Raw genomic sequence first — 20,181 nt, forward strand, 5'->3', positions numbered from 1 at the left:
GCGACATTAACCCGAATTAGCGCTTTCTAAACGCGAGCGATTCCCCGGGTGAGTTTTGGATGGGCGTGCAACCCATTTCAGTGCCGCAAAGCCTGGCCTATGTCCTGACCGCTGCGGGCGACAGGAATGGGGTGGATTTCGACTATCTGCTGCAGACCGCCATGCGCGAAAGCAGTCTCAACCCGCAGGCCAAGGCGCAGACCTCTTCGGCGGTCGGGCTGTTCCAGTTTCTTGAATCGACCTGGCTGCAGGTGCTCAAGCAAGAGGGGCCGCGGCTGGGCTATGGCCAATATGCCAATGCCATCGAAGTGAACGCGAACGGGGATTACACCGTGCGCGACCCGGCGCAGAAGGCGACCATTCTCAAGCTGCGCGAAGATCCACAAATGGCGGCGGATCTGGCGGCGGCTTTCACCAAGAGCAATGGCGATTATCTGAGCGCACGGTTCGGGCGGATGCCGAGCGCAGGCGAGCTGTATATTGCGCATTTTCTGGGGGCGCAGGGGGCGGAGCGCATGTTTACCGCCGGGCTGCAGAACCCGGACCAGATTGCGGCGCAACTGTTTCCCAAGCAGGCGGCGGCCAACAAGGCGATCTTTTACAGCGATGGAAGAGCGCGGACGATCCGTGAGGTCTATCAATCGCTGGTGGCCAAGCATGACGGTAGCCAGCCGGCGGCGACATTTACCGCGCAGCAGATGAGTGGGGCTAAGCCGGACGCGCCGGTTGTTGCCTCGCGGTTCTCGCCGGAGAACATGTCGTTTACGGGATTATTCCGCACCGAGGCAGAGGGAGCGGCGAAGTCGCCGCTGAATTTGCCTGAGGAAGGGGCAGCGTTTTTCACGCAGCTTTATGCGCGGTAGGGATAAGCCCGCCTGACCTGCCGAAGCCAACGCCTCGAATCAGCGGCATATAATAGCGGAACAGGTCCCTGGTTGGTGCATTTAGAATTTGTCAGTCATTGGGGGTGAGAGTGATTGCACTGCAATCCGGTTGGGATGAATCTGCTGTAGCTGAGCGATTCTAAAACAATTCGGGCGCTAGCGAACCGATGGATCGAAAGATGGCCAGATCGACTACTCGGGGGGAAGTCGAAACGGGGCGCGGCATACCAAGAGGCTGGATGATCACCGGAATGGCAATTGCCGCCTGGTTGTTCGTTGTAGCCGCAGGATATACCGCGAAGAGCCTGTTCGACTTGGCCTCCAACATTCTCTGATTACCGATATTATCTTGGGTGTTTGAACGCACCAGCAGCGTTATGGTGAACCGTTCCTTAAAACTTGCCGCTTAATCTTGGCCCGAGTTGCTCCGGGGTGTGGCATGGTTGAGTATAACGAGTTCCTCTGGCTGGCGCAGTCGCCCGATAGCGAAGAGCGCGGGCAGGCGGCCTATATGGCGGCGAGCGCCTATCTCAATCACCATGGTCCTGCCGATGAGCATGCCGCGCTTTATGCCGTGCTGTTCCGGTTTCTCGAAGACCCCTCCGTCAAGGTGCGTGCCGCGCTGGCCTATGGCCTGCTGCATTCGGCCGAGGCGCCGCGCCCGATCATCATGGCGCTGCTGCAGGACAGTGGGGTGATTGCCCGGGCCGTGCTGCAATATTCGCCGGTGCTGATCGATGCCGACATGATGCCGGTGGTACGCCAGGGGGAGGCGGACCTGCTGATCGCCATCAGCCAGCGGCAAAAGCTCAGTACGCGGTTGGTCGATGCGTTGATCGGTCGCGAGCATCGGCAGATGACACTGAAATTGCTGGCACGGACGGATTTATCGATTGGCGCGGCGTGCCTTGACCGGCTGGTGACGGCTCATGGCGCAGATGCGCAGATGCGCGGGGCTTTGCTGCGGCGGCAGGACCTGCCTGCGGGGGCGCGGCTGCTGCTGGTGCAACAGGCCATGGAGGCCATGCGCGGCGCCCGCATCGTCAAGGGCGCGGTGGCGCCGGAAAGGCTCAATCGCCTGCTGCGCGATAGCGTCGATACGGCGATTTCGGCCATTGGCGAACGCGAGGCGATCAATCCGGGAACCGGCTATGCCGCCGAGCTGATTGCCAGCGACCGGCTCAATATGCGCGTGCTGCTGCATACCATGGTCACGGGGCATGTGATGTTCTTTGCCAATTGCGTGGCCGAACTCAGCCAATCGCCGCGCGACAAGGTGTTTAGCGTGCTCGAGGCGGGGAGCCGGGGAACGATCAATGCGCTGCTGGTGCGCTGCGGCATGGGGCCGGCGATGCGGGAGCTGGTGATAAGGCTGATCGGGCATGCCCGCGCGACGGACCTAGCCGATGACGCGGCGGCGCGGCACCTGGTGGTATCGACGCTGACCGAGGGGCTGATTGCCGAATATGGCGGGGTCATTCCCGAAGAGTTGGAGGAGGCGTTTGCCTATCTCAGCGAGCAGAATGTGGCGCTGGCCCGCAAGGCAGCAGAGGGCGTGATGTCGGCCTTTGCGCAGGAAGCGGGCGAACGGCGCATGGTGGCGCTGGATTGGGATGAGCAGGTGGCTTAGGACCAGTCGCTATTCAGCTGATGCTGGCCTGCAAGCGGCGGTTTTCTCCGCTTCCGGTGCTCACGTACTGATGTACGCTGCGCTCCGGTTCTCGAAAACCGTCACTTTCGGCTCAGCCTGAGCTGAATATCGACTGGTCCTCGTGCCCTCGCTAGTACCGGAACTGTTCGCTCAGTACGCGCTCTTCGAGGCTGGTGCCGGGGTCGAAGAGCAGGGTGACGCCAGAGTCGCGGTCTTCGCGGATGGTGACTTCGAGGACGTTCTGGAATTCCACATTGTCGGCGACGGCGCTGACCGGCCGCTTGGCGGCTTCGCGGGTGATGAATTTGACTTCGGCCCGATTGCCCAGGATGGCGCCGCGCCAGCGGCGGGGGCGGAAGGGGGAGATTGGGGTCAGCGCCAGCAGGGGGGAATCGATGGGCAGGATCGGACCGTGCGCGGACAGGTTATAGGCGGTGGAGCCGGCCGGGGTGGAGAGCAGCACGCCGTCGCAGATCAGCTCGTCGAGGCGGGTTTCGCCATCGACCACGATCTGGAGCTTGGCGGCCTGGTAGGTGGAACGGAACAACGACACTTCATTGAGCGCCAGCGCCGTCTGGGTAACGCCCGATGTGCTGAGCACAGTCATGGACAACGGATAGATGCGGGTGGCCTGCGCCACTGCAAGGCGTTCGGCCAGCGTGTCTTCGGAAAAGACATTCATCAGAAAGCCGACGGAGCCGAAATTCATGCCATAGACGGGTACGTTGCGCCCCATGGCCTGGTGCAGGGTCTGCAGCATCAGGCCGTCGCCGCCAAGCGCCACTATGACATTGGCCTCGTCGAACGGGGTAGCGCCGTAGCGCTCGCGCAGGCGCGCGGCTGCCGTGTCGGCTTCGGCGGTGCCGTTGGTTACAAAGCCAACCCGATCTGTCTGGACGCTCAATTCGTATTCTCCGGCAGGGCAGTTGGCGCGTTCGGGCCGTAGCATAGAAGCCAAAACGGTGCCAGACGCAACGCCGATGGTGCGTCACTCGGCCGGGCCGTGCGCGGTGGCCGTGAGCAGGTGGGGGACCTCGCCGGGGACGAGGCGAATGGCCGTCAGCCTGCCGGTGGCATAGGCGCCGGTATCGATGCAGATGCGGCCGGGCGAAATATAGGGCTCGGCGGCGGGCGTGTGGCCGTGCACCACCAAAAGGTTGGGCGGCCAAGGGGCCGTGTTGGTAGGGTCATAGCGCATCCATTGCAGGATATCGTCGCTTTGTTGGTCGAGCGGCAGATCCGGCTTCATGCCGGCATGCACCAGCACGACGCCGGGCAGGCTGAGCGAGACGGGCAGGCTTTCGAGGAATTCCAGATGGCCGAACGGGATGTGGTTGCGCAGGCGGCCGAGCCGCGCCTGCACACTGGCGGTGGTAAAGCCGGCCATAGGCACGCCATAGGATTGCAAGGTTTCGGCTGCGCCCAGCTTGAGCCATTGCGAACCGGCGACCGGATTGCGGCAATAGGCGAGCATGAGTTCTTCGTGATTGCCGGCGAGGCAGATGCGGCGCGTGCCCGGCGGCGGCGGCGAGAGCAGATAGTCGATAACGCCAGCGGAATTGGCGCCGCGATCCACGTAGTCGCCGAGATAAACCAGCCAGATTTCGCCACTGGCACCGGCGGCGTCCTCGAGGATTAGCTGTTCAAGGTGCTGTAATTCGGGCAAGCAGCCATGGATATCGCCGATAGCATAGACGGCACGAGGCCATTGCTGCGCAACCAGGCGCTCACGCCCCTGCGGCGCCGGATCGGGCTGGCGCTGCGGCAGCAGGCGCCGTATCAGCGAAAGCATACTTGTTGCGGCATTGGGGATACACTCCGGCGCGACGCTGGACCTTGACTGCCGAGGAACAAGGATTCAAGCCTCAAACCAAGGTGTGATTAATGTCGGCAGATCAGACCGCCAGGCAGTAGGAATTGCCGGTGCGGCCAGCATTGTCAAACCGGCCGGTATTGGAGACCTGGCGCGGGCTCGGCTTCTCGGTGGGCGCCAGCGATCGCCGAATACGCTGGGCCGCAGCCGCTGTGCGGGCCAGGCGCAGTGCCGACCAGCAATGCATGGCCGCGACTGCCGAAAAGGCGAAGGCTGCGATCCATGCCGGCCAGATTTGCGCACTTACGGCGATGGCCACAAAGACCAGAGTGGCGACCGCGAATGCCAGGAGCCAGGTGATCTTGCGGTTGCAGGCGGAGTACCAGATGGCCGGATCGGAAAAGCTCCAGCCGACGCCATAGATATCGGCGGCCAACAAGGCTCCGCGTCCCATTGCGTCATAAAAATAGAAGGTCCCGGAGCGATCGGTCGCAACAAATTCAGCCAGCGCGGAATCGGCGGCGACGCGACGGAAACCATCGCCATCGGTGAAGCTGATCTCGGTGAAAACCCGATAGAGCTGTTTTTCAGCGCTCGGCTGGGCGGCTTCGATCGTTCCGTGCTTGATCGTGAAGTTCAAGCCTGCATCAAACGCTGGCGCCATCGCAATTCCACCGTGACAAGAGCCAGATTGGACGCGTCAGATAAATCTGACGGCGGCGCGTCTGACAGCTTCGTAGAGATTGCTGTGACATTATCCAAACAAGGCCCCGGCACAAGCACAGCGGGGGCTCGAGGATGGGATGTCCAATGGAATTTTTGTGAGCGAGGTGCGCGTGAATACCAGGTCTCAACCGGCAGATAAGTAGCGCTGCGGCGAAAACAGCGGCGCCATGTCGTCGTGGACTGGGAAAAGAGGCGGGCAGCACCCGTTGCGGCGGAAGAATGCTGCCCATCGACGTCCCGTCGATGTCGATACTGATATCGAGCCCAGCAAATACGATACAGTAAGTGGGTTGAGGCGGCTATATGACGTTCGATCTATTTATCTGCGTTATCGGAATATCTAAGATGCGCGGATTTTATTGTAAGCATATCGTGATTTAGAATATCCGGTATTATTGCCTCTGGATTTATATGAATACAGTATGACTATTGTTGTTGGAGCCAATGTGGGTATTTCTGAGCAATGGGTCGCGAAAAACACTAATCCGCTGAACAAGGTGCAGGGTTGCTGCGCGATGTCGCTTGGTCTGCCGGCGGGCGTTGCGGCATCCAGAGTCTGCAGAAGGAGGATCGCGATTGGCTCGTGGCTATGCCTGGACCGATGATGAGGACCATGTCGCCGTGGACGCTGTCACAGTCAGTATCGGCAGCGACACGCGTATTCTCAAGATTGCCGGACTGGAATTCGGGACGCCCAGCGCCTGGGTCTATTGGCCGGCGACCCTGCACCAGGGCGAACCGATCGAACCGCGAACGGAGGGACCATTCGAGGATGTCGGTGTGGCGCTCGACTATGCCGAGCAGATGTCGGATCTCTACGGTTTCAAGCGCGTTGTCGTCGTCCTGCAGGACACTGCTTTGTGGCGGCAGGAATGGGGCGCGCTGGACGGACGGCTCGATGGGTGCTGACTGTCAGTTTGCGGGCGTCGCCAGTTCGGTTGCGAAGCCGACACGGGCCAATAGGCCGCGATGGTTTGAGCCTAAATTGGATGGCATGGCGCCTATCTCGTCGATGCGCAATCCGCCGCGGGTGAACATGTTGTCGATCGGTATACCCCATTCGCCCAACCGCACTGGCCAAGTCGAAGGATAGCGGGGCGGGGGCATTAATTGGTTGCGGTTGACGAACTGACGGACGCTGCGCGACCAAGACGCGCTGTTAAAATCGCCGGTCAGCAGCATTGGGCCGTCGATCTGTCGCAGCACGTGGCTGATTTCCCAAAGTTCATCGATGGAAATGCCATCGAAATAGGGTTTGCTCAGGTGCAGTGCGATGATGGTCACGGAGTGGCCGTTGATCGTCGTCCGGGCCGTTATCAGGCGCTCGCGCTGCATGGGGCCGAGCAGGTGCATCTGGCCATTGACCAATGGCGTGCGCGAAAACAGCGACAAATCGCAGGTCAGGGTATCGGTGCAGCCAATGCGATAAGGGAAAGTGGTGGCAAGGCGCTCCAGCGAACGCTCGATGCCAGGGGTCTCCATGATCACGGCAATATCGGGCGCTCGCTCGATCATGTAATCGGCAACGTCCTGGCCGCGTTCCGATGTTGCCAGGACATTGAAACTCATCACTGTAAATCCGTTGGGATCAACGGCTTCGGCCAGCAGCGACCGTGTTTCCTGCTGCTGGTGGATGAGATAGGCGCCTTGGCCGATGCTGACGAGGATCAGCGCGAGCACCGCCACGCCGCGCCAGCGGGCGCCCAGCATGAAGAGCGCGATCGGCAGGGCCAGACACGCCGCCGCCAGATGAAAGCGCAGCGATTGCAGCACATCCGGATTGGGCACGGGCAGGTCAAAGCTCGCCGCGACGAGGCCAAGCATGGCCAGAACCGCCAGTATGGTGACGGCACCGCGAAGCTCAAGTTTCATCGTGACCGCTCGGGATTGCACTGGGATATATTCACCGCGCCAATAGCGGTGCTTTGCCCGTGCCGGTCAATACACTTGGCGCTACTGGCTAGGTAGGCCGAGGGGGCAGCGCTTTCCGCCGCAGGGACACTGCCCCTCTCCGCCGCTCATCCCACATGGACAGGATGAGGAGCCCGGTCGTTTTCCCAGACTGCTGCTGTTGCCGGAGAAAAGTTATGTTCAACTGCGGCAATAAAGATCAGGAATAATTGGCAATATTCTACTGAATATTCAGTTTCATTGGAAGTAAATATTTAAATTTACGCAATTGATTTCGTATAGTTTCGATATTTACTTAATTAAAGCTTTTTGTATTTCGTATTTGTTTCGACAATCTCTCATGGATCGTCCCGGTGCGCGATGGCGGCCGAAGTGTTCGCCAAGCCTTCGGCGTCCAGGCCGTGTGGATCAAGGTGCCAATTGGGGGGGGAATGGTGCCGGCAGCAGGGTTCGAACCCGCGACCCCCTGATTACAAATCAGGTGCTCTACCAACTGAGCTATACCGGCGCGCGATGCCATCTAGCATCGAAGGGGCTCATGGGCAACGGGGTTGATTGGAAGCGCGGCTTGGCGTCGGTGATAGCACCTGGCTCAGATGCAAAAATGGCCGGTTATCCGTGGGGCTGCGTAAGGCATTGCCCGCAGGCTTAACGTAAATAAGCTGTTGAAATTCCTGTTTCTTCTTTTCGGACCTAAGAGTGTAGGCCAGTTCAATTCTGGGTAGTCCGATGTTGAAGCGTTTTGATGGGCGTGGACGACCAATCTGCCGATTCAGAATGACGCGCCGCGCCAGTGTGCGGTCATGAGGCGGCGGATTTTGCGACCGCTCGCTTTCCGGCCGGTGCGGCGTGGGCCGCCAGCTTTGCCGGCGCGGATTTATCCGCGCTTTGAATCGGTGGAAATCGGCGGGCTGCCGGTGGCGCGGCTTGATCGTAAGCAGACCGCGCGCCTGTTGATCGATCTGGCGGTGAAATATCGCCGCCGCGACCGGCCCTGGATTGCCACCAGCATTAATGGCCAGGTGCTGTCAGAGGCGGCGCGCCAGCCGGCCTTGCGTGAGGCGGTGCGTTTTGCCGACGTGATCAGTTGTGACGGGCAACCGCTGGTGATGGCGAGCCGGCGGGTGACCGGCTTTGCGCTGCCGGAGCGGGTGGCGACGACCGATCTGTTTCACGACGTGGTGACGGCGGCGCGTGAGCGGGTGGTCAGCATGTATTTCCTGGGCGGCACCGAGGGTGAGAATGCGCGGGCAGTGGCTGCGGTGCGCGATAGCTATCCGCATCTGCGCATTGTGGGGCAGGGGCACGGTTATCGTACGCATCGGCAGTGGATAAGCGTGGTGCGCGACATCGACCGGCTCGGACCCGACATCGTCTGGCTGGGACTGGGCGTGCCGCGCGAGCAGGAATTCTATATGCGGTTTGCCCATGCCATGCCCAATGTCGGGCTGATCAAGACCAGTGGCGGGCTGTTTAATTTCCTCTCCGCTTCAGCCGCGCGGGCGCCGCAATGGATGCAGGATAATGGCCTGGAATGGGTTTACCGCATGGGGCGTGAGCCCCGGCGCCTGCTGTTCCGCTATCTCACCACCAGCCCGCATGCGGCCATGCTGATGCTGACGCGCCAGAAATGGGGCAAGGGGATAGCCGAACTGGGCGAGCGCATTGACCGCTGGTAACGGTGGCTGGAACTATTTTTCTGCGTTTTCCTGTCGTGGCGCACATTCAAACGCCATCTGATCGCGCCTTGGCTTTTCTATAACGCGTCTTGTTCCCGAGGGAGACGAATGTGCCTCAAGCCCTTGCGCAGCAAGGGTTTCCGCCATTTTCTGGCTTGATGCTGCCGCGTTCCGGGCCTAACCAATCAGCCTAAGCGAGTGCCGTGTTGAGCGGCTATGGAGCATAGCTGCTGTGACCAGCAATCGACTGACGCATCTGCAGACCCTGGAAGCCGAGAGCATCGAAATCCTGCGCGAGGTCGCGGCCAGTTTCGAGCGTCCGGTGATGATGTATTCCATCGGCAAGGATTCCAGCGTCCTGCTGCATTTGGCGCGCAAGGCGTTCTATCCGTCCAAAATTCCGTTCCCGCTGCTGCATGTCGATACGACGTGGAAGTTCCGCGAGATGATCGCGTTTCGCGACAAGATGGCCGAGGATTACGGCTTCGATCTCATCACCCACACCAATGCCGATGGTGTGCGTGACAACATCAACCCGTTCGATCACGGCTCCTCGCGCTATACCGACATCATGAAGACTGCTGCCCTGCGGCAAGCGCTCAACGCCGGCCAGTATGATGCGGCCATTGGCGGGGCGCGGCGCGACGAGGAAAAGTCCCGCGCCAAGGAGCGGGTCTTCTCCCATCGCAATGCTGGCCATGCGTGGGACCCCAAGAACCAGCGGCCCGAGCTGTGGCGGGTGTTCAATACCCGCCTTAATCCGGGCGAGAGCATGCGCGTGTTCCCGCTGTCGAACTGGACCGAGCTCGATATCTGGACCTACATTTATTCGGAAAATATCCCGATCGTGCCGCTCTATTTCGCCCGGGAACGGCCGGTGGTGGAACGGTTCGGCACGCTGCTGATGGTCGATGACGACCGCATGCCGCTGGGCAAGGATGAAGTGCCGCGGCACGAGTTGGTGCGGTTCCGCACACTGGGTTGCTATCCGTTGACCGGCGCGATGCGTTCGACGGCGACGAGCCTGCCCGAAATCATCATGGAAATGCAGGCGAGCCGCACCTCGGAGCGCGAGGGACGCCTGATCGACAGCGATCAGGTCGGCTCGATGGAAAAGAAGAAGCAGGAAGGCTATTTCTGACGATGACCCTGCCAATGGCCACGCCTGACACCGATATCGATCTCTGGCTAGATCAACAAACCGACAAATCCCTGCTGCGCTTTCTCACCTGCGGCAGCGTGGATGACGGCAAATCAACGCTGATCGGGCGGCTGCTCTATGACAGCCAGCTGATCCTCGATGACCAGCTCGCCAGCCTCAAGAAGGAAAGCCGCAATCGCACCACGGGTGACGAGGGGATCGATTTCTCGCTGCTGGTCGATGGTCTTTCCGCCGAGCGGGAGCAGGGCATCACGATCGATGTGGCCTATCGGTTTTTCTCGACCGACAAGCGCAAATTCATCGTCGCGGACACGCCCGGCCACGAGCAATATACCCGCAACATGGCGACCGGTGCCTCCAATGCCGATCTGGCGCTGCTGCTGATCGACGCCCGCAAGGGCGTGCTGACGCAGAGCCGGCGGCATAGTTTCATCCTGTCGCTGATCGGCGTGAAGCATGTCGTCCTGGTGGTCAACAAGATCGATCTGGTCGATTACAGCCAGGACGTGTTCGATAGAATAGTTGCCGAATATCGCGCTTTTGCGGAGCCGCTGGGTTTCAAGACGCTGGCGGCCGTGCCGGTTTCGGCGCTGCGGGGCGACAATATTCTGGGCCAGAGCGCCAATACGCCGTGGTATCGCGGGCCGGGCCTCGTGCCCTATCTCGAAGGCATCGAAGTTGCCGATGACCGGGCCGGCCAGAAATTCCGGTTCCCCGTGCAATGGGTGAACCGGCCGAACCTCGATTTCCGCGGTTTTTCCGGCACGGTAGCGGCGGGCGTGGTCAGGGTGGGCGATGACGTGCTGGTGGCGGCCTCGCGCAAGCCGGCGGTTATCAAGGCCATTGTCACCATGGATGGTGAGCTTGAGCAGGCGGTGGCGGGGCAGGCGGTGACGCTGGTGCTCGACCGCGAGGTGGACGTGTCGCGTGGCGACGTGCTCACCCATGCGGGCGAGACGCCCGAATTCTCCAATCAGTTCCAGGCCCGCGTGGTGTGGATGAATGAGGAGCCGGCCTATCCGGGGCGCTCCTATCTGCTCAAGATCGGCTCGCAGATCGTCCCCGCGACGATCACCGATCTCAAGTTCCGCACCAATGTGAATACGCTCGAACATACGGCGGCGACCAAGCTGGACCTCAATGAGGTGGCAACGGTTACCATCGCGACGGACCGGGCGATTGCCTTTGATCCCTATGCGGCCAATGCCGTTACCGGCGGCTTCATTCTGGTCGACCGGATTTCGAATGCCACTTTGGGCGCTGGGACCGTGGAATTCGGCCTGCGCCGGGCGCAGAACCTGACCTATCAGTCCTTCGATGTGAACCGGCAGGTTCGCGCGGACATGAAGGGGCAGCAGCCGCAGATCGTGTGGTTCACCGGGCTTTCGGGCTCCGGCAAGTCCTCGGTCGCCAATCTGCTGGAAAAGCGCCTCACGGCTGAGGGCAAGCACGCCTATATCCTTGATGGCGACAATGTCCGCCATGGGCTCAACAAGGATCTCGGCTTTACCGAAGCGGCGCGCGTGGAGAATATCCGCCGTGTGGCCGAGGTTGCGAGGCTAATGGCCGATGCCGGGCTGATCGTGCTGGTCTCGTTCATCTCGCCCTTCGAGAAAGAGCGGCGGCTGGCGCGTGAAATCGCTGGCGATATCACCTTCACCGAAGTCTATGTAGATACGCCTATCGAGGTGTGCGAGGCGCGTGACCCCAAGGGGCTCTACAAGCGTGCCCGCGCTGGTGAGATCAAGAATTTCACTGGTATCGATTCCCCGTTTGAAGCGCCGACCAACCCGGAGCTGGTGCTGCATGGCGCCGAGCATGAACCGCTCGATCTGGCGGATCAGTTGCACGGCTTGCTGCGGTTTTAGGACCGGATTATTACGAGTCGCGGAAGGCGCGCTGCGCCCTCCCGCTTTCAATGCCGCAAGCCGCCTTGCTTCCCTCAACCAACTCGCTAGGCTCACCCCAATTGGGGGAGCGAATATTGGCCAAACGCAGGGCAAGGCGTACATCCAGCGGCAAGGCACATGCCTTGGCCGTGTGGATAGCATCGCGGCATTTGCCGCGGCATGGCACTTTCTTCATCGCTTTGGTCGTTGGGGCCGTGGTGCTGCTGCTCAGCCTTTGGCTGGCGCCGGCCTTTGCGGTGGTTTTCGGCGCCATTGCCATGTTCGTGACCTATCTGGCGCTGGTTGCACTAATGCTGCCACTGTTGAGCGCGGAATTCCTGCGCTCGCGCGCCGATGAGGCCGATACGCCGACCGGGCTGATCTTTGCCGTTGTTATCGGCGTAGTTGCAGTGTGCAGCGTCACGCTGTTCATGACGCTGAACGGCAGCGAAGGGCCGCGGGTCGTCGAGGTCAGCCTGAGCATCGTGTCGGTGCTGTTGAGCTGGTTCGTTGTCCACACCATGGCGTCACTGCATTACGCCTATGAGTTCTATGAGCGCGCGGTGGAGGGTGGCGATGCGGTGGCTGGAGGCTTGGATTTTCCCGAGGGCGACGGGCCGGACGGGTTGGCTTTCCTCTATTTTGGCTACGTGATCGGCACGGCCTTTGCGGTGTCCGATATCCGCGTCACCTCGGCCAAGATGCGCAAATTCGTGTTGGTGCATTCGGTGTTCTCGTATTTCTTCAACACACTGATCGTGGCGGCGACGGTCAATGTCGCGGTGGCTGTCGGGGCGGGGTGATGCCCTGGGCGGTTGCCGCCCCGGCCCGCTTTGTGCAACACCATCGCCAAAGATATGCCCCAAGGAGAATCTGTCATGAAGACCCGCGCCGCCGTCGCGTTCCAGGCTGGAAAGCCGCTCGAAATCGTCGAAGTGGATCTCGATGGCCCCAAGGCGGGCGAAGTACTGATCGAAATCAAGGCGACCGGCATTTGCCACACCGATGATTTCACCTTGTCGGGCGCCGACCCGGAGGGCCTGTTTCCCGCGATCCTCGGCCATGAAGGTGCGGGCGTGGTGGTCGATGTGGGCCCAGGCGTCACGAGTCTGAAAAAGGGCGACCATGTCATCCCGCTCTACACGCCCGAATGCCGCGAATGCTATTCCTGCCGCTCGGGCAAGACCAACCTGTGCACCGCCATCCGCGCCACGCAGGGGCAGGGGCTGATGCCCGATGGCACCTCGCGTTTCTCCTTCGAAGGCAAGCCGATTTTCCATTATATGGGCTGCTCGACCTTCTCGAATTACACCGTTCTGCCCGAGATCGCGGTCGCCAAGATCGATGCTGCGGCCGCCTTCGACAAGGTCTGTTATGTGGGCTGCGGCGTCACCACCGGCATTGGCGCGGTGATTAATACGGCCAAGGTCGAAATCGGCGCCACGGCCGTGGTGTTCGGGCTGGGCGGCATTGGCCTCAATGTCATCCAGGGCCTGCGCCTCGCCGGTGCCGATATGATCATCGGCGTTGATCTCAACAACGACAAAAAGGCCTGGGGCGAGCGCTTCGGGATGACGCATTTCGTCAATCCCAAGGAGATCGAGGGCGATATCGTGCCCTATCTCGTCAACCTCACCAAGCGCCGGGGCGATCTGATCGGCGGGGCCGATTACACGTTCGATTGCACCGGTAACACCACGGTTATGCGTCAGGCGCTGGAAGCCAGCCATCGCGGTTGGGGCAAGTCGGTGGTGATCGGTGTTGCCGGGGCAGGCAAGGAAATCTCGACCCGCCCGTTCCAGCTGGTCACCGGCCGCACCTGGATGGGCACGGCTTTCGGCGGCGCGAAGGGCCGCACCGATGTGCCGAAAATCGTTGATTGGTATCTCGACGGCAAGATCCAGATCGATCCGATGATCACCCATACGCTGCGCCTCGAAGACATCAACAAGGGCTTCGAGATGATGCATTCAGGCGAAAGCATCCGCAGCGTCGTGGTTTACTGACGCCGGTTATTGGCTCTCGTAGCGCTTTTGCATCACCCGCCCTTTGAAGGCGGGTGACTCGCTGACGAGTTTGAATGGCTTGTGCTGGAGGATTGCCTTCAGCAGTTCGCTTGCTTCCCCGTTTTGCGGGGTGAATGCATATAGGCGCTGGCCGGCTGCGCCATAGAGATAAAGCCCGTTGACCGAGGGCTTGTTGGTGACCAGTGATTTAATGTCGGCCAAGGCGATACTCGTGCTTGGCTTGCCCTTGGGCTCTATCAGCAGGTTATCGTCGTCGAAGCTGACCTGCATCGGCGTGCTCATGAAGCGCAGCAGCAAAGCTACGGGCAAGAGCACGATGATGCCGATCACAAAGGCAAAGCGGCCAATGCCGCCCTCGGCGCCGCTATTCACAAATTCGGCTGAGGCGTCGATGCCAAAGACGAAGAACACCAAAGCGAGCAGGGCGGCGAGATAGAGCAGACCTATGGCCATCACGCGCCGGCGCTCTTGCTGACGGAAGCTGATGGTGTTCGTCATTTTCTGCCCACTCATGGAAGTCAGTGCCGGAAGCTGCCTGATTCCCGGGCTGTTGTCTGAGAAATGGTGGCGGGACGGTGGCTTTCACCGCCGCTCATTCCAACCAAGTCGTCTCAAACAGCCCGGCCTCGTGAATATCGATATTCTCCAGCGGACCGGGGCCGGCATTCTCGAATTTGTGCGGCACGCCTGCCAGCGCAACGACGATCTGCCCTTCCACCGCCTCGAACACTTCGCTGCCGACGGTGAAACGCGCCCGGCCCTTGCGGATGATGAAAGTTTCGGGATAAGGATGGCTATGCAGCCGCGGCCCACCGCCGACTGCCTCGGTGTGATTGAAGATCACCGAAATGCCGGCCCCATCTGGCCCGCCCTCCCACTCTCCTGACCATCGATCCGCTGGCGAAGCGGGGTAAGCCCACGCTGTGCGCTCGATCACTTTTCCAGCCATTTTTCTCTCCCTTGCTCCGTGTGACGACCGCTTCGGCGGCGTCGGCCCATACCTCATGCTCAAGGACGCACCATGACCATGCACGCCGACAATCTTTTCATCATCACCGGTGGTCCGGGCGCCGGCAAGACCACGCTGCTCGATGCCGCCTCCGCGGCCGGCATTCGCGTCGGGCGCGAGGCCGCCCGGGCTATCATCCAGTCACAGACCGCCATTGATGGACCCGCGGTGCACTGGCGGGACAAGGCGCTTTTCGCCGAACTCATGCTCGACCGCGATATCCAGACCTTCCACACATTGAGCGCGTCGGCTGAACCAGCGCTGAGCGATCGTGGTATTCCCGATCTTGTCGCCTATGCGCGAATGTTTCCGCTCGCATACGACGCGCATTTCCAGCGAGCGGCCGAGCTCTACCGCTACAATCCCATCGCCTTCTTCGCTCCGCCCTGGCGGGAGATTTTCGTGACCGATGCCGAGCGTATAGAGGGATGGGAGCATGCCGTAAGCATCTACGCGCCGATGCGTGACGTTTATGCCGAACTGGGCTATCGCATTGTCGAGCTGCCAAAGGTGTCCGTCGCCGAGCGGCTGGCCTTTGTGAGAGATGTTATCGCCAATGCCTGACCCGACCATATTCGTCGATGCCGATGCCTGCCCGGTGAAAGACGAGGCAATGCGGGTCGCCGAGCGCCTTGGTCTGGTGGTCACTTTCGTCAGCAATGGCGGCGTGCGGCCGTCGCGCGACCCGATGGTGCGTGTTGTAGTTGTCGCAGCGGGCGCCGACGCGGCTGACGACTGGATCGTGGAACAAGCGCGGGCCAATGATATCGTGCTGACGGCAGATATTCCACTGGCGAGCCGCGCCATAGACAAGGGCTGCCACGTGCTCGGCTTCACCGGCAAGCCGTTCACACCGGCCTCGATCGGAATGGCGCTGGCAATGCGCGGTCTCAAGCAACATCTGCGCGAGACCGGGGAGATCAAGGGCTATAATCCCGGCTTCCGCCCGGCTGATCGCTCGACTTTTTTGAGTGCGCTCGATACTTTGGGACGCAAGGCGAAAGCGGCTGCGGGTAAGTAGTCGTTAAGGTCTCGCGAGGGGAATATTAACCATAATAGCAAAAAGTGAACTCAGCTGTGGTTGTGCAGAGTTCAGGTCGTGTCGCTTACGCGTTTTGCTGTTTGTCTCGTATTTGTCGGTGCGTCTCTGGGAGCCTGCGCCAAGCCGCCCAGCCATCTCACCGCCAGTGCCGACCTCGCGCCGCATGCCTATCAGGCGACGGATCGCACAATCACCAATTCCATCTTTGCCGCGTCAAAGCCGGTCACCGACCAGCCTATGCCCGAGCGGATTTTTACCTCGGGCCATCTGGCGGGCCGGACCCTGGCCGTGGCGTCGACTGCCGACATCATCCTACGCCCCGGCGAAGTTATCCTCACCTTCGATGATGGCCCGCGACCCGGCAAGACGCCTGCCATCCTGGACACGCTGGATGCGTTCGGCGTCAAGGCGACATTCCTCATGCTGGGACGGGCCGCTGCGGCCAATCCCAAGCTCGCCGCCAGCGTTGCGCTGGCTGGGCACACGGTGGGCAGCCACACCTATGATCATGCCGATCTGTCGGGCAAGACCCACCAGGAGGCGCTGGACGACATCGCCCAGGGCGAGCGCGCCATTTCGGCGGCGCTGGCGCAGTCAGGGCAGGTGCTGTCGCCGTTTTTCCGCTTTCCCTACCTGGCGCAGACCGGCTTCCTGCGCACTAATCTCATGCTGGGCAATATGGTGGTGCTCGACGTTGATATCGACAGCAAGGACTATTATTCCGAGACCAGCGAACAAGTCGCCGCCCGCACTATGGCGCGGCTGGAAGCGCGCGGCAGCGGCATCATCCTGTTCCACGATATCCACCAGCGTACGGTCGACATGCTACCCGGTTTCCTCGCCCAGCTCGAACAGAAGGGCTATTCGGTCGTCCGCCTCGTGCCCAAGGACAGCGGTGTCTTCGGTCGCGACGTTATCACGGCTGATGCGCCGGTAATCGACGGGGCGCTGCGACCGGGTGCTCCGCATCCAGGTCCTGTCCTACAGTAGTGTAGAGAGTAATTCGGAACGTCCAAGTTGAACGGATTTCATTGAGTTTTTAGGCCTGAGTGAAATCGGAGGTGCCCAATAACGGTAATCGGGAAGCGGACCAACAACTTTTTGTCAGCTGGTCAGAAAAGCAGCCATTAGTTGATGGCGGATTGGGGCGCGTTACGGTCATGCCTCCTCCAAGGCTGACCCTAACGACCGTCGTGACACCCTGCTATTTTTCAGCCTCTCGCCGAACGAGCCGATCTCGCTAAAGACGGGCAATAAGCTCTGCCCCAACTCCGACAAGACATAGGCTTCGGCGCCTTCGTGGCGGGTCAGTGTCGCCCCACGCTCAACCAGTCCGGCGTTCTCCAATTCACGCAGGTTCCGCGTCAACTCCTTTGCGCTGATTCCCTCAATCGAGTGGAGCAAGCGATTGAAGCGCTGTGCGCCGCCCAGGAATAGCGACCGCAAGACCAGCAACTTCCATCGGCCCGCGATCACCTCGATTGCCGCCTCGACCGGGCAGGTCGATGCGGCTTCGGGGAAGGCCGCATCAAGGTGTTCGTCCGCGATCCGAGCCGGGAGGTTACCTCGCGGTGCGTTGATGACTTCCGCCATTATCGGGCCCTTACGGTAAGGCTAAACAATCAGGCACTTATGGCAATGCTACATACCGATCCGAGATACCTCAATCCCCCGACCTGGCTCGACCGCACGGAGTATCCCTTCACCTCGCGATACTTCCAGACGCCCAGCGGACGGATGCATTACATCGACGAGGGTAAGGGTGAAACGCTCGTATTCATCCATGGCAACCCGAGTTGGTCATTCGAGTATCGTCGACTGATCGCGCATTTCAGGAACGACTATCGCTGCATCGCAGCCGATCACATTGGCTTTGGACTGTCTGATAAGCCCTATGAAGCGTCCTATCTCCCGCAGTACCACGCGAAAAATCTTGCATTGCTGCTGGATTCGCTCGAACTCGACAGAGCGACGCTGGTTATGCATGATTGGGGTGGCCCGATCGGCATGTCGTGGGCATTGGATCACCCGGAACGGGTTTCGCGCTTGATCGTGCACAACAGTTGGTGCTGGTCGGTCCAGGATCAAAAGGCCATCCGAGCTTTCAGCGATTTGGTTGGCGGGCCGGTTGGTCGCTTTTTGTGCCGCTATCTCAATGCTTTCCCGCGTGTGGTGATGCCGGCTTCGTTCGGCGACAAGGCGAACCTGTCGGATATCGCTCGCCGCCACTTTGTAGCGCCTTTTCCCACGCCTCGCTCACGCAAGGGAACATGGGTGTTTCCTCGAGCAATTATCGGGGAGAGCGAGTGGCTTGATGGGCTCTGGCAGCGTCGTGAGACGCTTTCGAAGCTGCCCCTGCTGCTGCTTTGGGGGATGAAGGACGCGGGGTTAACGGGCGATGTGCTCGCACAATGGGAAGGCGCTTTTCGGCGTCATACGACCGAACGGTACGCCGACGTCGGCCATCATGTCCCGGAAGAACTCGGTGACCGCGCGATCGCCCCGATCGAACGCTTCTTGACCGCCAATCCCGCGAACGAGGTGCACCCGTGAGCCGGCAAGGTGCTGTTCTCCCGATCGGCGCACGGGCAGGAACCCCTCGAAAATTCGTCGCAGTAGCTGCTTTGGTCAGGTCTGCACGATGAAAGTACTTGTTCTAGGCGCAAGTGGTCGACTTGGTCGACACATCGTCGGTGGCCTGCTGGGTCGGGGCCATAGCGTGCTCGCCTTCATTCACAGCAACAACGTTCTTGCCTCTCACAGCCAGCTTGAGGCGTTTCGCGGCGATGTCCAGGACGGAGTGGGGGTGGGCGCCGCCATTCAGGGCGTTGACGGGGTTGTCTCGGCGCTGAGCAGTGCGGCCGCGCCGCCGAAACGCGTGACGTCAAACGCGATGCGGCACGTCATTCCAGCGATGACGGCGTCTGGCGTTCGACGAATTGTTTCGGTGACTGGTTCAGCAGCGTGTCGGGACAACGAGCGCAAGTCGCCGCATCCGTTTCTACATGCGCGCCGCGAGCAGTTGATGCGGGTCATCCCGGAACTGGTGATCGATGGTGAGGAGCATATGAGAGCGCTTGAGGATTCAGAGCTCGACTGGACCGTGATTAGGGCGCCTCTGATGCAGGGCGAGTTCAATGGCAACTACACGCTCTCACTGGACCCGCCGCCGGTCCATACGACTTCGTCCTATGCAGGGGTTGCGACGGCGATGATTGATCAGCTTGCGTCGGATGAATGGTTGGCGGCTGCTCCGTTCGTCCGATAATCGCCGCCAGCCTGATGATTGCAACCCACAGGCACACGGCTGCACCAAGGACGCTAGGGATGACGTCCGCTTTCAGGACCCGGATCAGGTCCGTCCATCGACCGAACGGGGGCGCGAGGCTGGTGTTGCCCTGTGACGGCGAACGTCGGCATTTGGAAAATCGTACTGAGGATCCGAATGGCCGAAATGGGGTCGGCACCCGCCGCCCGGTAGGTTGCTACAATCGCCCTCCTACGGCCGCTTTGGCCGATGGGGGTCGTCCCGAATCGATAAATGCAGGCCGAGTCGATAGGTACCGGCAGGGCAAAGTCCACGCTGCGCGGACAAGCTATCCCTGATGCAAACCCACATCGACAATGGCAATGTTGAGCAGCCGGGTCATCGCCTCGAAGGCGCCGATGCTGTCCCGCATGCGGATGCGTTCGATCACTTCGCCATGATTGGGCAGGGAAGCGCCGGGCTCCCGGGCGCGGGAGATGGTCAAGCGGAACGAATAGGCCAGCGCCGCGCCGATCGTATTGGATAATTGCTGGAAGACGATGTTGCCGCTGGCCCGCAGCAGGGCGGTGTGGAAATCGATATCGGCCTTGTTGAAGGCTTCGAAATCCTGCGCTGATTTAAAGCGGCTCATGCGGGCAAAGGCGTCTTCGAGGGGTGCGATTTCGCCGGCGGTCGCCCGCAACGCGGCAAAACGGGCGGCTGCCGGCTCGATGACCTGCCGCGCTTCGATCAGGCTCAGCACCAGCTCGGCGCTGGGCTGCAATTCCATGGACCAGGCCAGTACGTCCGGATCGAGCAGGTTCCAGGCCTCCCGGGCGCGGACCACTGTGCCGATGCGTGGGCGGGTCGTGACCATGCCCTTGCTATCGAGCACCTTGATGGCTTCGCGCACCGCGCTGCGGCTGATGCTGAAGGTTTCGCAAAGGTCCGGTTCAGGGGGGAGCGCGCTGCCGGGCGGATATTGCAGGCTCAGGATGCGCTGCGCGAGGGTCTTGACGACATGGCGATGCACGCGCGGCTTGAGCAGGGGCTTGCTCGTTTCGGCCATGGACAAGGGAGGGATCCTTTTCGTCTGCGCTGGGGCAAGCCTTAACAGGGGTCTGGCGGCGACGCCAAGCGC

The 20,181-nt window shown here is 60.9% G+C and carries 21 protein-coding genes and 1 tRNA gene; 13 read left to right on the top strand and 9 right to left on the bottom strand.

Annotated features, from left to right (window positions below; translation table 11 throughout):
* The first annotated feature begins 131 nt into the window (after positions 1–131).
* Positions 132–863 carry a lysozyme family protein gene (locus N8A98_RS17630; protein WP_262167259.1) on the top strand — a complete coding sequence of 244 codons (732 nt, stop codon included), beginning with the start codon at positions 132–134 and terminating at the stop codon, positions 861–863.
* Between the two features lie 460 nt (positions 864–1,323).
* A complete protein-coding gene (locus tag N8A98_RS17635) occupies positions 1,324–2,514 on the top strand; it encodes a DUF2336 domain-containing protein (RefSeq protein WP_262167260.1) in 1,191 nt (396 codons plus the stop codon).
* Positions 2,515–2,665: 151 nt separating this feature from the next.
* Here the strand turns inward: N8A98_RS17635 and N8A98_RS17640 are convergent, their stop codons facing one another.
* From N8A98_RS17640 to N8A98_RS17650, 3 genes are all read right to left on the bottom strand, one after another.
* Positions 2,666–3,439 (bottom strand): NAD kinase, encoded by a 774-nt coding sequence (locus N8A98_RS17640; RefSeq protein WP_262167262.1) that lies wholly within the window; start codon positions 3,437–3,439, stop codon positions 2,666–2,668.
* A gap of 84 nt (positions 3,440–3,523) precedes the next feature.
* Complete coding sequence (locus tag N8A98_RS17645; RefSeq protein WP_262167263.1) at positions 3,524–4,327, bottom strand: metallophosphoesterase family protein; 804 nt, start codon at positions 4,325–4,327, stop codon at positions 3,524–3,526.
* Between the two features lie 103 nt (positions 4,328–4,430).
* Entirely contained in the window at positions 4,431–4,988 is a 558-nt protein-coding gene (locus N8A98_RS17650) for a hypothetical protein (RefSeq protein WP_262167264.1), read from the bottom strand.
* Between the two features lie 662 nt (positions 4,989–5,650).
* Here N8A98_RS17650 and N8A98_RS17655 point away from each other — a divergent pair.
* Positions 5,651–5,983 (top strand): hypothetical protein, encoded by a 333-nt coding sequence (locus tag N8A98_RS17655; RefSeq protein WP_262167265.1) that lies wholly within the window; start codon positions 5,651–5,653, stop codon positions 5,981–5,983.
* Between the two features lie 3 nt (positions 5,984–5,986).
* Here the strand turns inward: N8A98_RS17655 and N8A98_RS17660 are convergent, their stop codons facing one another.
* Together N8A98_RS17660 and N8A98_RS17665 are read right to left on the bottom strand one after the other, a co-directional pair.
* The gene (locus tag N8A98_RS17660; protein ID WP_262167266.1) at positions 5,987–6,946 is read right to left on the bottom strand and encodes an endonuclease/exonuclease/phosphatase family protein; all 960 of its coding nucleotides are present in this window, start codon (positions 6,944–6,946) and stop codon (positions 5,987–5,989) included.
* A 471-nt stretch (positions 6,947–7,417) separates the two neighbouring features.
* A tRNA-Thr gene (locus N8A98_RS17665) sits at positions 7,418–7,493 on the bottom strand.
* A gap of 310 nt (positions 7,494–7,803) precedes the next feature.
* On the opposite strand from N8A98_RS17665, the gene N8A98_RS17670 reads away from it, so the two are divergent.
* From N8A98_RS17670 to N8A98_RS17690, 5 genes are all read left to right on the top strand, one after another.
* On the top strand, positions 7,804–8,664 hold the full coding sequence (locus tag N8A98_RS17670; RefSeq protein WP_262167268.1) for a WecB/TagA/CpsF family glycosyltransferase: 861 nt from the start codon (positions 7,804–7,806) through the stop codon (positions 8,662–8,664).
* A 232-nt stretch (positions 8,665–8,896) separates the two neighbouring features.
* Positions 8,897–9,805, top strand: coding sequence for a sulfate adenylyltransferase subunit CysD (gene cysD / locus N8A98_RS17675; RefSeq protein WP_113121959.1), 909 nt, complete (start codon positions 8,897–8,899; stop codon positions 9,803–9,805).
* 14 nt (positions 9,806–9,819) lie between these two features.
* Complete coding sequence (cysN, locus tag N8A98_RS17680) at positions 9,820–11,694, top strand: sulfate adenylyltransferase subunit CysN (RefSeq protein WP_262167270.1); 1,875 nt, start codon at positions 9,820–9,822, stop codon at positions 11,692–11,694.
* Positions 11,695–11,810: 116 nt separating this feature from the next.
* Positions 11,811–12,518: a DUF1345 domain-containing protein gene (locus tag N8A98_RS17685; protein WP_262167271.1), complete on the top strand. Its 708-nt coding sequence runs from the start codon at positions 11,811–11,813 to the stop codon at positions 12,516–12,518.
* Between the two features lie 75 nt (positions 12,519–12,593).
* Complete coding sequence (locus tag N8A98_RS17690) at positions 12,594–13,721, top strand: S-(hydroxymethyl)glutathione dehydrogenase/class III alcohol dehydrogenase (RefSeq protein WP_262167273.1); 1,128 nt, start codon at positions 12,594–12,596, stop codon at positions 13,719–13,721.
* Between the two features lie 6 nt (positions 13,722–13,727).
* Here the strand turns inward: N8A98_RS17690 and N8A98_RS17695 are convergent, their stop codons facing one another.
* Both N8A98_RS17695 and N8A98_RS17700 read right to left on the bottom strand, forming a co-directional pair.
* Positions 13,728–14,240 carry a hypothetical protein gene (locus N8A98_RS17695; RefSeq protein ID WP_262167275.1) on the bottom strand — a complete coding sequence of 171 codons (513 nt, stop codon included), beginning with the start codon at positions 14,238–14,240 and terminating at the stop codon, positions 13,728–13,730.
* Positions 14,241–14,334: 94 nt separating this feature from the next.
* Positions 14,335–14,691: a cupin domain-containing protein gene (locus N8A98_RS17700; protein WP_262167277.1), complete on the bottom strand. Its 357-nt coding sequence runs from the start codon at positions 14,689–14,691 to the stop codon at positions 14,335–14,337.
* Positions 14,692–14,763: 72 nt separating this feature from the next.
* On the opposite strand from N8A98_RS17700, the gene N8A98_RS17705 reads away from it, so the two are divergent.
* From N8A98_RS17705 to N8A98_RS17715, 3 genes are all read left to right on the top strand, one after another.
* Positions 14,764–15,315 (top strand): AAA family ATPase, encoded by a 552-nt coding sequence (locus N8A98_RS17705; RefSeq protein WP_262167279.1) that lies wholly within the window; start codon positions 14,764–14,766, stop codon positions 15,313–15,315.
* Positions 15,308–15,772 carry a YaiI/YqxD family protein gene (locus N8A98_RS17710; protein WP_262167280.1) on the top strand — a complete coding sequence of 155 codons (465 nt, stop codon included), beginning with the start codon at positions 15,308–15,310 and terminating at the stop codon, positions 15,770–15,772. Before N8A98_RS17705 ends, N8A98_RS17710 begins: the two co-directional genes overlap by 8 nt.
* Positions 15,773–15,850: 78 nt before the next feature.
* Positions 15,851–16,783, top strand: coding sequence for a polysaccharide deacetylase family protein (locus N8A98_RS17715; protein ID WP_262167282.1), 933 nt, complete (start codon positions 15,851–15,853; stop codon positions 16,781–16,783).
* Positions 16,784–16,951: 168 nt separating this feature from the next.
* Here N8A98_RS17715 and N8A98_RS17720 read toward each other — a convergent pair whose 3' ends face one another.
* A complete protein-coding gene (locus tag N8A98_RS17720) occupies positions 16,952–17,386 on the bottom strand; it encodes a winged helix-turn-helix transcriptional regulator (RefSeq protein WP_262167283.1) in 435 nt (144 codons plus the stop codon).
* A gap of 144 nt (positions 17,387–17,530) precedes the next feature.
* On the opposite strand from N8A98_RS17720, the gene N8A98_RS17725 reads away from it, so the two are divergent.
* Together N8A98_RS17725 and N8A98_RS17730 are read left to right on the top strand one after the other, a co-directional pair.
* Positions 17,531–18,346 (top strand): alpha/beta fold hydrolase, encoded by an 816-nt coding sequence (locus N8A98_RS17725; protein ID WP_262167285.1) that lies wholly within the window; start codon positions 17,531–17,533, stop codon positions 18,344–18,346.
* A gap of 88 nt (positions 18,347–18,434) precedes the next feature.
* Positions 18,435–19,061 carry an NAD(P)-dependent oxidoreductase gene (locus N8A98_RS17730; RefSeq protein ID WP_262167287.1) on the top strand — a complete coding sequence of 209 codons (627 nt, stop codon included), beginning with the start codon at positions 18,435–18,437 and terminating at the stop codon, positions 19,059–19,061.
* 328 nt (positions 19,062–19,389) lie between these two features.
* Here the strand turns inward: N8A98_RS17730 and N8A98_RS17735 are convergent, their stop codons facing one another.
* Complete coding sequence (locus N8A98_RS17735; RefSeq protein ID WP_262167288.1) at positions 19,390–20,109, bottom strand: FadR/GntR family transcriptional regulator; 720 nt, start codon at positions 20,107–20,109, stop codon at positions 19,390–19,392.
* Positions 20,110–20,181 lie beyond the last annotated feature (72 nt).

The sequence above is a fragment of the Devosia neptuniae genome (genome assembly GCF_025452235.1).
In the GTDB taxonomy this organism is placed as follows: domain Bacteria; phylum Pseudomonadota; class Alphaproteobacteria; order Rhizobiales; family Devosiaceae; genus Devosia.